This window comes from Streptomyces omiyaensis (genome assembly GCF_014650895.1).
GTDB classification, from domain to species: Bacteria; Actinomycetota; Actinomycetes; order Streptomycetales; family Streptomycetaceae; genus Streptomyces; species Streptomyces omiyaensis.
Genome location: NZ_BMVV01000006.1, coordinates 188,763 through 203,080, shown reverse-complemented (window position 1 = coordinate 203,080; position 14,318 = coordinate 188,763). Strand labels below are relative to the sequence as shown.

General features: G+C 73.7%; 15 protein-coding genes. 4 read left to right on the top strand and 11 right to left on the bottom strand.

What is annotated here, in order from left to right; genetic code table 11:
* Window positions 1-80 precede the first annotated feature (80 nt).
* A complete protein-coding gene (locus IE287_RS12690) occupies window positions 81-1,094 on the bottom strand; it encodes a YdcF family protein (RefSeq protein WP_189849093.1) in 1,014 nt (337 codons plus the stop codon).
* A 100-nt stretch (window positions 1,095-1,194) separates the two neighbouring features.
* Entirely contained in the window at window positions 1,195-2,583 is a 1,389-nt protein-coding gene (locus IE287_RS12685) for a tetratricopeptide repeat protein (RefSeq protein ID WP_229883441.1), read from the bottom strand.
* Between the two features lie 197 nt (window positions 2,584-2,780).
* On the opposite strand from IE287_RS12685, the gene IE287_RS12680 reads away from it, so the two are divergent.
* Both IE287_RS12680 and IE287_RS12675 read left to right on the top strand, forming a co-directional pair.
* Complete coding sequence (locus IE287_RS12680; protein ID WP_189849091.1) at window positions 2,781-3,809, top strand: Lrp/AsnC family transcriptional regulator; 1,029 nt, start codon at window positions 2,781-2,783, stop codon at window positions 3,807-3,809.
* Between the two features lie 66 nt (window positions 3,810-3,875).
* Window positions 3,876-4,175: a DUF6191 domain-containing protein gene (locus IE287_RS12675; protein WP_189849090.1), complete on the top strand. Its 300-nt coding sequence runs from the start codon at window positions 3,876-3,878 to the stop codon at window positions 4,173-4,175.
* Here IE287_RS12675 and IE287_RS12670 read toward each other — a convergent pair.
* A complete protein-coding gene (locus tag IE287_RS12670; RefSeq protein ID WP_189849089.1) occupies window positions 4,153-4,983 on the bottom strand; it encodes a class I SAM-dependent methyltransferase in 831 nt (276 codons plus the stop codon). The two genes, IE287_RS12675 and IE287_RS12670, sit on opposite strands and share 23 nt — an antisense overlap.
* 94 nt (window positions 4,984-5,077) lie before the next feature.
* Here IE287_RS12670 and IE287_RS12665 point away from each other — a divergent pair, with 94 nt between their 5' ends.
* On the top strand, window positions 5,078-5,827 hold the full coding sequence (locus IE287_RS12665; protein WP_189849088.1) for an SURF1 family protein: 750 nt from the start codon (window positions 5,078-5,080) through the stop codon (window positions 5,825-5,827).
* Between the two features lie 261 nt (window positions 5,828-6,088).
* Here the strand turns inward: IE287_RS12665 and IE287_RS12660 are convergent, their stop codons facing one another.
* From IE287_RS12660 to IE287_RS12635, 6 genes are all read right to left on the bottom strand, one after another.
* Window positions 6,089-7,363 (bottom strand): hypothetical protein, encoded by a 1,275-nt coding sequence (locus IE287_RS12660; RefSeq protein WP_229883440.1) that lies wholly within the window; start codon window positions 7,361-7,363, stop codon window positions 6,089-6,091.
* Window positions 7,360-7,908, bottom strand: a complete 549-nt coding sequence (locus tag IE287_RS12655) for a SigE family RNA polymerase sigma factor (protein ID WP_229883439.1) — start codon at window positions 7,906-7,908, stop codon at window positions 7,360-7,362. Before IE287_RS12655 ends, IE287_RS12660 begins: the two co-directional genes overlap by 4 nt.
* Window positions 7,909-8,439: 531 nt before the next feature.
* Entirely contained in the window at window positions 8,440-9,708 is a 1,269-nt protein-coding gene (locus IE287_RS12650; RefSeq protein WP_189849086.1) for an aspartate kinase, read from the bottom strand.
* Between the two features lie 127 nt (window positions 9,709-9,835).
* Complete coding sequence (locus tag IE287_RS12645) at window positions 9,836-10,492, bottom strand: DUF5063 domain-containing protein (protein ID WP_189849085.1); 657 nt, start codon at window positions 10,490-10,492, stop codon at window positions 9,836-9,838.
* A gap of 56 nt (window positions 10,493-10,548) precedes the next feature.
* Window positions 10,549-11,148, bottom strand: coding sequence for a recombination mediator RecR (gene recR / locus IE287_RS12640; RefSeq protein WP_053641350.1), 600 nt, complete (start codon window positions 11,146-11,148; stop codon window positions 10,549-10,551).
* Window positions 11,149-11,206: 58 nt separating this feature from the next.
* Window positions 11,207-11,542 (bottom strand): YbaB/EbfC family nucleoid-associated protein, encoded by a 336-nt coding sequence (locus IE287_RS12635; protein ID WP_189849084.1) that lies wholly within the window; start codon window positions 11,540-11,542, stop codon window positions 11,207-11,209.
* Between the two features lie 289 nt (window positions 11,543-11,831).
* Between IE287_RS12635 and IE287_RS12630 the strand changes: the two genes are divergently transcribed.
* Window positions 11,832-12,536 carry an SLATT domain-containing protein gene (locus IE287_RS12630; RefSeq protein WP_229883464.1) on the top strand — a complete coding sequence of 235 codons (705 nt, stop codon included), beginning with the start codon at window positions 11,832-11,834 and terminating at the stop codon, window positions 12,534-12,536.
* A gap of 220 nt (window positions 12,537-12,756) precedes the next feature.
* On the opposite strand, the gene IE287_RS12625 is transcribed toward IE287_RS12630, so the two are convergent.
* Together IE287_RS12625 and IE287_RS12620 are read right to left on the bottom strand one after the other, a co-directional pair.
* Complete coding sequence (locus IE287_RS12625) at window positions 12,757-13,407, bottom strand: putative DNA-mimic protein (protein WP_189849082.1); 651 nt, start codon at window positions 13,405-13,407, stop codon at window positions 12,757-12,759.
* 112 nt (window positions 13,408-13,519) lie between these two features.
* Window positions 13,520-14,233, bottom strand: coding sequence for a GntR family transcriptional regulator (locus IE287_RS12620; RefSeq protein ID WP_189849081.1), 714 nt, complete (start codon window positions 14,231-14,233; stop codon window positions 13,520-13,522).
* Window positions 14,234-14,318 lie beyond the last annotated feature (85 nt).

The window sequence follows — 14,318 nt, the reverse complement described above, 5'->3', positions numbered from 1 at the left end:
ACCGCCACCGGCGCCTGCGGACACCTCCGTCCCCCTCCAGCGTAGGGACGCCGGGCCCGGACCGCCCTCCGGCCCGCCCGTCACCCCGTGACCGCCAGGCCCAGGCAGCCGATGCCCACCAGCACCGCGCAGACCGTCAGGTTCACCGCCCGGTACTCCAGGAAGACCGCGGCGAACTCGCGGATGGTGGCGCTCGGCCAGAAGTACGCGGCCGTCGGCGAGCCCACCACCTGGCCGTCCACCCCCGCCTTCCGCGCCATCAGCGCGGCCCGGAAGGCGTGGAAGTTGTTGGTGACGATCACGCAGCCCGCTCCCGGCCGCTCCGCCTCCATCAGCTCCCTGCTGAACAGCAGGTTCTCCTCGGTGCTGCGGGACCGGTCCTCCCGCACGATCCGGTCCTCCGGGAAGCCCCGCTCCACCAGGTACGCGGCCATGGCGTGGGACTCCGGCAGCTCCTCGTCCGGGCCCCGGCCGCCGGAGGTGACCAGCAGCGGCGGCACCGCCCCGCCGCGCGCCGCCAGCCGCTCGTACACCTCCCGCCCCCGGTCCAGCCGGCTCGCCAGCAGCGGCGGCACCCGCCGGCCGCCGATCAGCCCGGAGCCCAGCACGACCACGAAGCCCGCGTCCCGGCGCAGCCGCATGCTGCCGTACAGGAACGCGTACCCCACGAAGCAGAGGAAGAGGAAGGAGACGTATCCGAGGACGAGGAGGAGGGTGACGGCGACCACGCCGAGGACCCGGGAGCGGGTGAGGACCGCGACCGCCGTCAGCCCGAGCACGCCGAGGATGCCGAGCCCGGCGAGGAGCGAGAGCAGGTTCGCCGGGCGTCTGCCCTCCTTGCGGACCATCTTGACGCCGTTGGCGCACAGCAGGCCCGCGAGGACCACCGGACCGAGCCCGAGCACCAGCAGGAGCAGCACGAGGACCGTCTCCGTCAGGCCGTGCGGCAGGTCGTCGACGGCCGAGAGCAGGCCGAGGCCGAGGAAGGTGACGGCGAGACCGAGGTACACCGCGTTCCCGAAGCGGCGGCGGTCGCGCAGCACGCCGACCCCGAAGAGGAGGAGGAACAGACCGGACACCGCGAAAGCGATCATGCCGTCATCGTAGACATCGCGCCCCGCGCCGGAAGGGCGCCGGACGAAGCTGTGGACGACTCCCCTTCCGGCCGGTCGTCCCCACCCCCGCGGGTGAGCCTCACCGCTCCTTCGACAGCGCGAACAGGCCCTTGCGCGCCCCCTCTTCGTACGCCTCCCGCAGCGCCGGATCGTCGAGCAGCGCGCTCAGCGCCGCGTCGCTCCGGGACCGCACCGCCGTGCAGTACCGCGCCGGTTCGTAGGAGGTGTCGAAGACCGAGGTGCGCAACAGGTCGACGGCGCCCAGGAGATGGGCCGCGCGGTCGGGGCTGCCGTCGAGCAGCCGGATCCGGGCGAGGAGTTCGGCCGCGCAGGAGGCGCCGACGGCGGAACCGAGCCGCAGGTGCTCCCGGAGCGCCCGGCGGGCGTGCTCGGCGGCCCGCTCCCGCTCCCCGTCCCAGGCGAGGAGTTCGGCCCTGGCGTGGTCCGCCCAGGCGTCGGCGAAGAGGTCGCGGCCCGCCCAGGTCCGCCGTCCCGCCCCGTCCCGCTCCAGCTGGTCCAGCGCCTCCTGGGCGGCCTCCGGGTCGGTGCGGCTGAAGCAGAGCGCCAGCGCCGCCCAGCACGCCTCCCGGGTCGGGCCGAAGTCGGGCGCGTCCCCGATCCGGGCCAGCGCCGCCCGGAACTCCTCCGCAGCCGCCCTGGCACGGCCCTGGTAGAGGGCGATGGAGCCGCGCAGATGGGCCAGCAGCCCCAGGCACCGCTCGTCCCCGTCCCGTACCGCGCTCGCCCACGCCTGCACGAGCAGCGGATCGGCGTCCTCGGGACGGCCCGACTCCAGCTCCAGGAAGGCGGCGAGCCACAGCGCGCGGGCGGGCGGCGGCCCCGGGTGCAGCGAGAGCGCGTGCCGCAGCCGGGTCCTGCCCTCGGTGATCCGCCCGCAGGACAGCCACAGGAACCACAGCGAGACGGCGATCTCCAGGGCCGCGCCGGCCTCGTCGCCGGGCCCGAGCGGCGCCGTCGTCGGATCCATGGCGGCCGCCAGGTCGGGGAGTTCGCGCAGGGCCAGGTCCCGGGCGTCCACCTGACGGCCCCGCTGCCACCACTCGGCGGCCCGCCGGGCCACCTTCACGCACCACCTCCGGTGGTGCGTGACCACCGCCCAGCGGTCGCCCCGGGCGGTGAGCCGCCGGGCTCCGACCGCCCGCATCGCGTGCGGCATCCAGTGGCGCGGCCCGCCGTCCTCCCCGTCGAACAGGTCGTCCACCGGCAGCAGCGCCAGGTGCGCGAGCCGGTCCAGGACGGCCCCGACGTCCGCGGAGGCCAGCGTCCCGTACCCGCAGACCTCCTCCACCGCCCGCCGGTCGAAGGCGCCCTCGAAGACCGAGAGCCGCTCCCAGAGGAGCCGCTCGGCCGGGCCGGCCGCCCGGTACCCCTCCTCGGCGGCGGCGAGCTGGCCGGATCCGACCGGTTCGCCCCACAGCACCTCGTACTCGGGTGGTTCCCCCGCCACTCGCCCCATGGTCCTCGTCCCCCGCGCGTGCCCGTTTCCCTGGATACAGCAGGCCGCCGGATGTCGTCGCCGTGACGTTCGGCCGATTCCGTGGCCGTCGGGCATCGAGACGGCTTGAATGCCTATGCCCTGGTCCACATCCTGGGGTGTGCCCGGAGCCACGGCCAAGGTTTTCCGGGGATCGGCCAAGGAGGGAAATGCGTACGGGGGAATCCGTCCTGGGAGAGGCGGACATGTCGCTGATCCACGCGCTCCAGATCCTGCCGCGGGCCAGCTGGACCCAGCTGTCCACCGTCCTCGCCGCCGGACCCGACACCCTCGCGCGCCGCTGGGAGCACCTCACCGCCAACGGCTACGCCTGGACCTCGCTCCTCGTCGCCCGCCGCGGCGACGACGCCGCGCTGTACGCCTGGGTCGAGCTGGAGTGCGCCGCCGACCGCACCGAGTCGACCGCCACCGCCCTCTCCGGCGACCCCGGCACCCTCGGCGTCCACGCGGTGACCGGCGGCGCCGACCTGGTGCTCCTGCTGATCGCGCCCGACCTGCCCGCCCTGGAGGCCTACGTCACCGGCCGGGTGCGCCGGCTCCCGGGCGTGCTCCGGGCCCGCACCCAGGTCGTCACCCGCCTGCACAACCGTCCCTACCGCTCCCGGATCGAGCACCTCACCCCCGCGCAGGCCCGGCTGCTCACCGAGGTCACCGCCCTGGAGCGGCGGGACGGGCCACGCGCGCGCGTGGCCCCGCAGGTGACGGACCTGGACCGGCGGCTCGTCGCGGAGCTGGCCGGGGACGCCCGCAGGACCGCCGCCGAGCTGGCCCGGCAGTGCGGCACCAGCGAGTCGACGGTGCGGCGCCGTCTGGAGGTCCTGACGGGCGGCGGCGCGCTCCACCACCACTGTCAGCCGGCGCCCCGGTTCTCCGGGCGCCCCGTGTGGGCCATGGTGACGGCCCAGGTGGCGCCGCTGGACGAGCCGGCGACGGTGGCGGCGCTGACCCGGGTGCGCCGCACCCAGGTGATCACCTCGGTGACCGGGCCGCACAACCTGGCACTGGCGATGTGGCTGGGCTCGGTCGACGAGCTGCACGAGATCACGGCGGGGCTCGTCCGGGCCGCCCCGGCCCTGCGGATCACGGGGACGGCGTTCAGCCTCCGCACGTACAAGATCGGGGCGCAGGTGCTCGGCCCGGACGGGCGCCGGACGCATCACGTGCGCCCGGAGGCCTGACCGGTGCCGCTGCACAGGGTCCGCCCGTCCTTCCGGCCTCACGGGTCCGCGTGGTCTCCTGAGGGCATGGAGTTCGCCGTGTTCGTGACGCTGCCCGGCCTCGTCATCCTGCTGACCGTGGTCGCCTTCGCCGACCAGTTCCTGCGCATGACCGGCCGCGGCAGGCGCCGGGGCACGGTCTCCTCGACCGGCTTCGAGCAGCTGCACGCCACCTTCTCGCCCGGCAAGCGGAGCGAGCTCAAGGAGCGGCAGAGCGCCCTGCTGCTCCGCGACGACGAGGAGGACGGCGCCCCGCCGCACCGGACCACGGTGGATCTGGCGGGCGGGCGCGCGGTGGTCCGGCTCAGGCCGGACGCGAGGCCTTGACCGAGTACATCAGCGGGATCCGGGGGCGGCCGGCCGGGAAGCGGTGGTAGCCGTCCTCGTGGCGCTCCAGCTCCGCGTAGCGGGGGAAGAGCGTGGCGTCGTGCTCGTGCAGGAACTCGATGCGGAGTCCCGCCTTCGCGAGCGCGGTGACGACCTCGCCGACCGGGTGCAGCCACTCGACGCTGCGGTTGTGGACGGTGGGGGCGTCGGCGTCGGTGTAGGTGCCGGGGGTGGTGTCCACCCACGGGTCGCGGACGAAGTAGTCGTGCACGACCCTGCCGCCGGTCTCGTCGTCGAGGGAGTCGGCGATCGGGTGGAACTCGGAGACGTAGACGAAGCCGCCGGGAGCGACGAGCGCGGCGGCGGTCTCGGCCCAGCGGTCGATGTCGGGCAGCCAGCACAGTGCCCCGCCGCCCGTGTAGACGATGTCGTACGCCCGGTCGGGGACGGCCTCGACGGCGTCGTACACGTCGGCGGCGACGAACGCGGCCCGGTCGGGTCCGAGGCCGAGCTCGGCGGCGAGCGAGCGGGCGGTGTCGACGGCCGGCTCGGAGAAGTCCAGGCCGACGACGCGCGAGGCGCCGTGCCGGGCCCAGGAGAGCGTGTCGAGGCCGAAGTGGCACTGGAGGTGCAGGAGGCTGCGGCCCGTGACGTCGCCGACCTCCGCGCGCTCGAAGTCGCGCAGGGCGTCCTTGCCGGCGCGGAAGGAGGCGAGGTCGTAGAACGCGCTGGCGACGTGGATCGGCACGCGCTCGTCCCAGCGGGCGCGGTTCGCCTCGTGCCAGTCCTCGGGGATCGGTGAGTACATGCGGCGAGGCTAGCCAGCGGGCCGGGAGGGCGCTCGCGGTTATTCGGGTGCCCTCCCGGCGGGGCGCCCGGCCCGTCCCCGTACCGTGGGGGGCGTGTACCGGTTCCTGAGGACCCCCCGCTGGTGGGGGATCAATCTCTTCGTCGTGCTCGCCATCCCGTTCTGCGTCTTCATGGGAACCTGGCAGCTGGGCAAGTTCGAGGATCGCGTCGACTCCCACGAGGAGGCCGGGCGGCAGCCCGCCGCGAGCACGCAGCGGGCCGAACCGCTGGAGTCGCTGCTGCCGGTGGACAAGGAGACCTCGGGCCGGGCCGCCGAGGCCACCGGCCGGTACGGGGAGCAGTTCCTGGTGCCGGACCGCGCGCTCGACGGCAGGCAGGGCTCGTACGTGCTGACGCTGCTGCGGACGGACGGGGGGCGGTCGCTGCCGGTCGTCCGGGGCTGGCTGCCGGAGGGCGGGCGTGCCCCGGCGCCGCCGTCCGGCGAGGTGACGGTCGTGGGTGCGCTCCAGGCCTCGGAGAACCAGGGCACGAAGGGCGTGCGGACGGCCGGCGGGCTGCCCGAGGGGCAGCTCGGCATGATCAGCGCGGCCTCGCTGGTGAACGTGGTGGACGACGACGTGTTCGACGCGTGGGTGACCCTCACGGACTCGCCCGCCGGCCTCACGCCGGTGCCGGCGGCCGCGGCGGCGGGCACGGGGCTGGACGCGAAGGCCTTCCAGAACCTCGGTTACACGGCGGAGTGGTTCGTCTTCGCGGGCTTCGTCGTCTTCATGTGGTTCCGGCTGCTCCGCCGGGAGGCGGAGGCGGCCAGGGACGAGGCGCTGGGACTGTCCGGGAGCTGACGGGGCGGGGCGACGGGCGACGCGGGACGACGCGGGGCGACGCGTGCCGCGAGCACCGGAAGCCCGGCGGGACACGTGCGGCGAGGGGGCCGGAGGATCTCTCCTCCGGCCCCCTCGCCGCACGTCGTCCGCGTCGTCGTCCCGAGGCCCGGACCGTGAGGCCTGGGCCCGTGAGCCCCGGCCCGTGAGCCTGGGCGCCTGAGTCTCAGCTCTTGGGCCTCGGCGCCTGAATCCCGGGCACCGGGCCCCCGTGCCTGGGCCTCAGCCCTTGAGCAGGCCCGTCCGGTAGACCGTGCCCGCGCAGGCGTCGGTGAGCACCGTGGTGACGGTGGGGTCGCCGGGCTCCGCGGTGTGGCTGACGGAGACGCTGCCCTGCGCCGGTTCGGCGCGCAGGAGCTGGGTGGTCACGCCGGACTCGGTGCCGGCTCCGGTGCCGCCCCCGCTGCCGCCGCCCACGTCGGCGCCGCCCGGGAGGGTGCCCTCGCCGCCCTCGGTGGGGGTGGGCGTGGGCTCGGTCGGGACCGGCGTCGGCTCGGTCGGCGTGGGCGTCGGCTCGGTCGGGACCGGCGTCGGCTCGGTCGGCGTCGGGGTGCCGCCGCCACCGCCGTCGACCGGGCAGGTCTCGCTCGGCACCCAGGCGAACTTCACCTGGTACGAGCCGCCCGGCTTGAGCCGCACCGAGGAGGACTCCGACGAGGGGTCGGGCAGGCCGGAGGCCGGGTCGCCGCTGCTGTGCCGGACGACGGCGATCCGGCCGGGGTCGGCCGCGCCGCCGGTCGAGACGCCGACCAGGCCGTCGCCGTCGACCACGCAGGTCCGGTCGGAGGCGTTGACGATGGTGAAGCCGCCGTAGACGACGCCGGTGGCGTCGGGGCCGCTGTTGTACGCGCCCGCGGAGCGCAGCATGCCGCGGCCGCAGCTCCGGACGGTGCCGGAGCCGTCGTCGGCGGTGCCGCCGCCGGGACGGTCGCCCTTGGGGTCTCCGGGGCGGTCGCCGTTCTTGTCGGGGGCGCCGCGGGTGGGGTCGGTGGTGGGCGAGACCCGGACGGAGGGGGCCTTGGTGGAGGACGGGTCGCCGGACCCCGCGTCGCTCCCGGTGCCGCCCTGGGCCTGCTCGCCGTGGCCGGCCAGGGCCGGGTTGGCGGCGGTGAGGCCGGGGGACCCCGCGACGTGGACGAGGGCGGGGACGGCGGTGCCGACGAGGACCACGGCGGCCGCGGCGCCGATGAGCGCCTGCCGCTTGCGGGCGCGGCGGGCCGGGACGGCGCGCCGCAGGTGGTCGAGGGAGCGGGTGGAGGGTTCGATTCCCGAGACGGCGCCGTGGAGCAGCCGCCGCAGTGCGAGCTCGTCCTCCCCGTCGTCCTCGCCGGGGCCGCGCTCGAAGTCCGTCATCAGTCGTCCACTCAGGTCGTCACGTCCGCCGCGCCCCTCCACGGGGGCGCGTCCACTGCGTTCGTCGGGGTCGTGGCGCTCCTCGCCCTCGGCGCGGTCGTCGCGCTGCTCGTCGTCGCGCTGCTCGTCGCGCTGGTCGCTCATGCCTTGGCCTCCATGACGACGCGCAGGGCGGCTATGCCCCGGGAACCGTACGCCTTCACCGAGCCGAGCGAGATCCCGAGGGTCTCGGCGACCTGAGCCTCCGTCATGTCGGCGAAGTAGCGCAGGACGAGGACCTCGCGCTGGCGGCGCTGGAGGCCCTTCATCGCCTTGATGAGGGCGTCGCGCTCCAGCTGGTCGTACGCCCCCTCCTCGGCGCTGGCCATGTCCGGCATCGGCTTCGACAGCAGCTTGAGGCCGAGGATGCGGCGGCGCAGCGCGGACCGGGAGAGGTTGACCACGGTCTGCCGGAGGTAGGCGAGGGTCTTCTCGGGGTCGCGGACGCGGCGGCGGGCCGAGTGGACGCGGATGAAGGCCTCCTGGACGACGTCCTCGCAGGAGGCGGTGTCGTCGAGGAGGAGGGCGGCGAGGCCGAGCAGCGACCGGTAGTGGGCGCGGTAGGTCTCGGTGAGGTGGTCGACGGTGGTGCCGGTGCCGGTGGCTTCGGCGGCCTTGCGCGGGGCGGGGATGCCGCTGACTCCGCTCACGCGGGATTCGGTGGGCACGACGGTGGTCACCGCGGCCCCGTCGAGAGGCCGCGGGCGCCCGGACGGACGGACCGCGGTGCCGTGCCCGGGCGCGGCGGCGCCGCCGCCGGACCCCCGGAGCGGGAGGACGGCCGTGCGGACCGCGCGGAGCGGGGGGAGCACAGGGATGTCGAGTACGTCTGCCACGCCTGTTTGACTCGTGTTCCCCCGGAATGGTTGTACGCCGTCGCCGCCGTTCTCAGCGGTGCGCAGATCGTCGTCATCCGTAACCGTTCTCCCCCATTGCCCCGTTTCATCACGTACCTCGTGTCACCTCGTGGGTGAACGCGGAGACGCGCCCCACCCAACTACTAGTTGCAGGAAGGGGGGAGAGCATCGTCCGACACTGCATCACCGCAGTTCAAGGGGGTTCCGGCGCCGAATTTCTCACAGGATGTTCACAGATCCCGCGAAGTCGCCCTATTCGGATGCGACGACCGCGCCCGGCCGCTGGGGAGCGGCCGGGCGCGGTCGGTGGGGCGGGACGGCGGGTCAGCGCCCGGTGCCGCCGTAGACGACGGCCTCGTCCGAGTCGCTGTCCAGACCGAAGGCGGAGTGGACGGCGGTGACGGCCTCGTTGACGTCGTCGGCGCGGGTGACGACCGAGATGCGGATCTCGGAGGTCGAGATGAGCTCGATGTTCACGCCCGCGTCGGACAGGGCGCGGAAGAAGTCCGCGGTCACGCCCGGGTTGGTCTTCATGCCGGCGCCGACGAGGGAGATCTTGCCGATCTGGTCGTCGTAGCGCAGCGAGTCGAAGCCGATGGCCTCCTTCGCCTTCTCCAGGGCGTCGATGGCCCGGCGGCCCTCGGCCTTCGGAAGGGTGAAGGAGATGTCGGTGAGACCGGTGGAGGCCGCCGACACGTTCTGCACGATCATGTCGATGTTGATCTCGGCGTCCGCGACGGCCCGGAAGATGGCCGCGGCCTCGCCCGGCTTGTCCGGCACGCCGACGACGGTGATCTTCGCCTCGGAGGTGTCGTGGGCGACACCGGAGATGATGGCCTGCTCCACCTTGTCCCCTGTCGGTTCGTTGCTGACCCACGTGCCCTGGAGTCCGGAGAAGGACGAGCGGACGTGGATCGGGATGTTGTAGCGGCGTGCGTACTCGACGCAGCGGTGCAGCAGCACCTTGGAGCCGGAGGCGGCGAGCTCCAGCATGTCCTCGAAGGAGATCCAGTCGATCTTCTTCGCCTTCTTCACCACACGCGGGTCGGCGGTGAAGACGCCGTCGACGTCGGTGTAGATCTCGCACACCTCGGCGTCGAGCGCGGCGGCGAGCGCCACGGCCGTGGTGTCGGAGCCGCCGCGGCCCAGGGTGGTGATGTCCTTCTTGTCCTGGGACACGCCCTGGAAGCCGGCGACGATGGCGATGTTGCCCTCGTCGAGGGCGGTGCGGATGCGGCCCGGCGTGACATCGATGATGCGCGCTTTGTTGTGGACCGAGTCGGTGATGACACCTGCCTGGCTGCCGGTGAACGACTGGGCCTCGTGGCCCAGGTTTTTGATCGCCATCGCCAACAGGGCCATGGAGATCCGCTCTCCGGCGGTCAGCAGCATGTCGAACTCGCGTCCGGCAGGCATCGGAGAAACCTGCTCGGCGAGATCGATCAGCTCGTCCGTCGTGTCGCCCATCGCGGAGACCACGACGACCACCTGGTGGCCGTTCTTCTTGGCTTCCACGATCCGCTTGGCGACGCGCTTGATGCCTTCGGCATCGGCAACGGAGGAACCCCCGTACTTCTGCACGACAAGGCCCACGTGCGCTCCTCGCTCGGTCGGTGCCGCAGCCCGCGCTGCGGTCGGCTCAGTCTAACGAGCGACCGAAAAACGCCGACCTGCTATCACATCCTGAGACGCGGTGTTCAGAGAATGATCAGGACGGGACCTAGAGGCCCTTCATCCCCAGCGGGCCCGCGATCTCCTGGATCATCACGCGGCCGGCCTCCTCGGCGAGGTCGTCCTCGGTCAGGTCCTCGTCGGTGTCGAGGCCGTCGAGGGCGGCGAGGGGCTGGTCGAGGCGGACGTGGGCGACCAGGGACTGGAGGGCGCGGAGGGTGGCCGAGGCGGTGGGTCCCCAGTTGGAGAAGTAGGAGAACTGCCACCACCACAGGGCCTCGGAGGTGCGGCCGGCCCGGTAGTGGGCGAGGCCGTGGCGGAGGTCGGCGACGATGTCGGCGAGGTTGTCCGAGATCCGGGCCGGGACGGGCGCCTTGCGGGGCTCGTACGGGTCGAAGACCTCGGAGAAGACGTCGACCGGCTCCAGCATGGCCGCGAACCGCTCCCGCAGCTCGTCCACGTCCGGCTCCGGGCCCGTGTCGGGCTCGTACCGCTCGTCCGGGAGGATGTCCTCGTGCGCGCCCAGCCGGCCCCCGGCGAGGAGCAGCTGGGAGATCTCCAGGAGGAGGAAGGGCACCGCGCTGTCCGGCTCGTCGCCTCTGGCGACCTCGGTCGTGGCGACGATGAAGCTCTCGACGGAGTCGGCGATCTGGACCGCGAAGTCGTCGGGACTCTGCGTGATGGAGTGGAGCGTGGGGTCAGACATCGAGGAGCCTCCCTGAGAGCTCACCGGCACCGGCCCGGTCCTCCCGCGCCCGGTCGTCATACATCTAGCAGCCTCCGCCCCTCGAAGGCACGGCCGAGCGTCACCTCGTCGGCGTACTCCAGGTCGCCGCCGACCGGGAGGCCGCTCGCGAGGCGGGTCACCCTCAGCCCCATGGGCTTGATCATCCGCGCCAGGTAGGTGGCGGTCGCCTCGCCCTCCAGGTTGGGGTCGGTCGCCAGGATCAGCTCGGTGACCGCACCGTCCGCGAGGCGGGCGAGCAGCTCCCGGATCCGCAGGTCGTCGGGGCCGACGCCCTCGATCGGACTGATCGCGCCGCCGAGGACGTGGTACCGCCCCCGGAACTCGCGCGTCCGCTCGATCGCGACGACGTCCTTCGGCTCCTCGACCACGCAGATGACGGTCAGGTCCCGGCGCGGGTCGCGGCAGATGTTGCACTGCTCCTGCTGCGCCACGTTCCCGCAGACCGCGCAGAACCGGACCTTCTCCTTGACCTCCAGGAGGGCGTGGGCGAGACGGCGCACGTCCGTCGGCTCGGCCTGGAGGACGTGGAAGGCGATCCGCTGCGCGCTCTTGGGACCGACGCCGGGCAGCCTGCCCAGCTCGTCGATCAGGTCCTGGACCACGCCTTCGTACAACGGAACGCCCTTTCCGGGTGTGCTCTTGCCCTCTTACGGTAGTGGCTGGAAGTGCCCGCTAGAAGCCCAGGCCCGGCATTCCGCCCAGACCCTGTGCCAGCGGGCCCAGCTTGGCCTGCTGGAGCTGCTGCGCGTTGTCGTTCGCGGCCTGGACCGCGGCGATCACCAGGTCCGCCAGGGTCTCGGTGTCCTCCGGGTCGACCGCCTTCGGGTCGATGACCAGGCCGCGCAGCTCTCCCGAGCCGGTCACGGTGGCCTTGACCAGGCCGCCGCCGGCCTGGCCCTCGACCTCGGTCGCGGCGAGCTCCTGCTGGGCGCGGGCGAGGTCCTGCTGCATCTTCTGCGCCTGCTGGAGGATCTGCTGCATGTTGGGCTGGCCGCCACCGGGAATCAAGGTCACTCCTCGTGGTTGAAGCTTCGGTCCGTCACGTCTGGTGCCGGTGTTCCGAGCCTACGTGGTCGTGGACCGCACTGCCGCGACAACTCTTTCGAGTGAGAAACTGCGGGCTCCTCTACCTGATCAAGACCCTCTTGCGGGCGGAAATCCCGGGATTCCGGGCCCGCCGCCCACCATTCGGCGGTAGGAAGGGCAGGCACCACGTGCACCGCACGTCACAGAAGGACACGAGCGACACGAACGCTGGGCTGAGCAGAGGAGTCCCCCGGTGAGCCACCAGCCGGAGATGCAGCCGCCGGGGCCTCCCGGGGAAGACGTCGAGAGAGATCTGACGGGGAAGCCCTTCCCCCTGGGCGACTGGGGCGAGCCCGCCGAACGCCTCGACGAGCTCTACCGGTGGGTGGAGGCCAATGCCCTGCGCACCGCCGAGTGGTACCTCTCGGACCGGGTGTGGAAGCGCCGCTGCGCCCGGGCGCTGCGGATGGGCACCGCGCTCGGCGTCATCGCCGGGGCCGCGCTGCCGCTGCTCGACCTGACCGGGGTGGCCGAGGGAACGGCCGGCTGGGGCTACCTCTCGCTGCTGCTCGGCGCGGCCTGCATGGCCTGCGACCGCTACTTCGGGCTGACCTCGGGATGGATAAGGGACGTGGCGACCGCCCAGGCCGTGCAGCGGCGGCTCCAGGCGCTCCAGTTCGACTGGGCGTCGGAGAGCGTGCGGGAGGTCCTCGGCCCGACGGAGGGGACCGCCAGCGAGGCCGCCGAGCGGTGCCTCGGGGTGCTGCGCCGCTTCTCGGAGGACGTCACGGAGCTGGTGCGGGCGGAGACGGCGGACTGGATGGTCGAGTTCCGCTCGGGCCCGGCGCCGCTGGCGCTCCAGTCGGTCGGGGTCGTGCCGGCCCGGTCGGAGGCGGCCCATCCGTCCGGCCGCTTCCCGCTGCCGCCGGGCACCCGCCCGAACATGCCGCGCCAGCGGCCTCCGGAGACCCGCTGACGCCCGGCCCCCGGTCCGGGACCCGCTGACCCCGGCCCGGGGCCTGCCGGGGCCCACCGCACGGCCGGGGCCTTCCGGGCCCGCCGGGCCTTCCGGAGGCGGGCCGGGGCCTTTCCGGGCCCGCCGGGCCTTCCCGAGGCGGTCGGGGCCTTTCCGGGCCCGCCGGGGGCTTCCGAAGGCGGCCCCCGGCTCTCCGGGGGCCGCTCCGGGCGGGACCCGGTCAGCTGAGCATGATCATCGAGCCCTGGGCGAGGCTGCGGGTCGCCGCCGCGTGGAGGCCCAGCCAGACGTGGCGCTCGCGGGCGAAGGGGCCGTCGTCGTACGGCGCCGGGGCGGCCGGCTCCTCCAGCTCGGTGGGCCGGGCGGGCGGCGCCGGGGCGGCCGGCGGGTTGGCCGGGTCGATGCCGAGCGCCGGGGCGACGAACTCCAGTTCCCTCAGCAGCCCGTACGAGGAGCCGAGCGGGCCGCCGCCCTCCAGCAGTTCGTCGCTGGAGAGCGGGACCGGGAAGTCGACCGGCACGTAGGCGCCCGCGTGGTCGTAGTGCCAGACCAGGTGGGACTGCTGGGCGGTGGCCTCGAACATCTCCAGGAGCTGCTCGTAGTCCCCGCCGAGCTCGCCCACCGGCTCGACCGGCAGTCCGCAGATCGCCAGCAGGTAGGCGCGGCGCAGGAAGTGCAGGGCCTCGTAGTCGAAGCCCGCGACCGGGGCCACGTCCCCGGAGAGTCCGGGCATGTACGCGTACACGGGCACGGTCGGCAGCCCCGAGGCGCTGAGCACGGCGTCGTAGGCGGCGAGGTCTTCGGCGAAGGGGTTGTCGGGGCTGTGGCACAGCACGTCGACGAGGGGGACCAGCCACAGGTCACAGGCCAAGGGAGGCTCGCTCTCCGTCAGTTCCGGGGAGGGCCAGGGTAGTCGGCGGGGCCGACGACGCCCACCCGTGGGAGGCCTGCCCCGGGAAGGGGGGCCTCAACCCGGCGGCGGGTCACCGGGTGAGGCGGGCCTCCAGGCGGTCGGCCCATTCCAGGGAGTGGGCGTTGTAGGCCCGGACGACCGCCACCGCGGCCTCGGCGTCGCCGCGGGTGACCGCGTCGACGAGCTCCACGTGCCCGGCCCAGAGCCAGCCGTGCAGCTCGCGCTCGGCCCGCAGGTAGGGGACGGAGAAGGCCCAGGCCTGGACGCGGAGCCGGTGCAGGAAGTCGGCGATGTGGTCGTTGCGGGCGATGAGCCGGCCCAGCTCGCGCCAGTAGCGGATGTCGTAGCCGATGAGGACGTCCAGGTCGCCGGCGCGGGCGGCGCGGGCGGCGGCCTCGCCGCGGCGGCGTATCGACACCAGCACCACCCCGATGCCGGGGTCCGGCTCGGGGAGCGCGGCCTGCTCGCGGGGGGTGTGGCGGCGGAAGACGCCGTCGACGACGAGCATCCGGGCCTCGACCATGTCCCGGTAGTCGGCCACCGTGAACCGGTGGACGCGGAAGCCGCGGTGCTGGTCGGAGTCGAGCAGGCCCTGGGCGCAGAGCTCGACGAGGGCCTCGCGGACCGGGGTGGCGGAGACGCCGTACTGCTCGGCGATCTGCTTGACGGTGAATTCCTGGCCGGGGTGGAGACGCCCCGCGAGGACCTCGTCACGGAGCGCGTCCGCGATCTGCCGGCTGAGGGTGCTGCGGGTGACGGCGCTGTTCGCGGACGTGCCGGGCATGCGGGCGGGGCCCCCTCCATGAGGTTCCGGAAGACTCTAGTCCAGACCTGGTCCCCCGGGAGGAGGCCCCCGTCACACGGGTGAC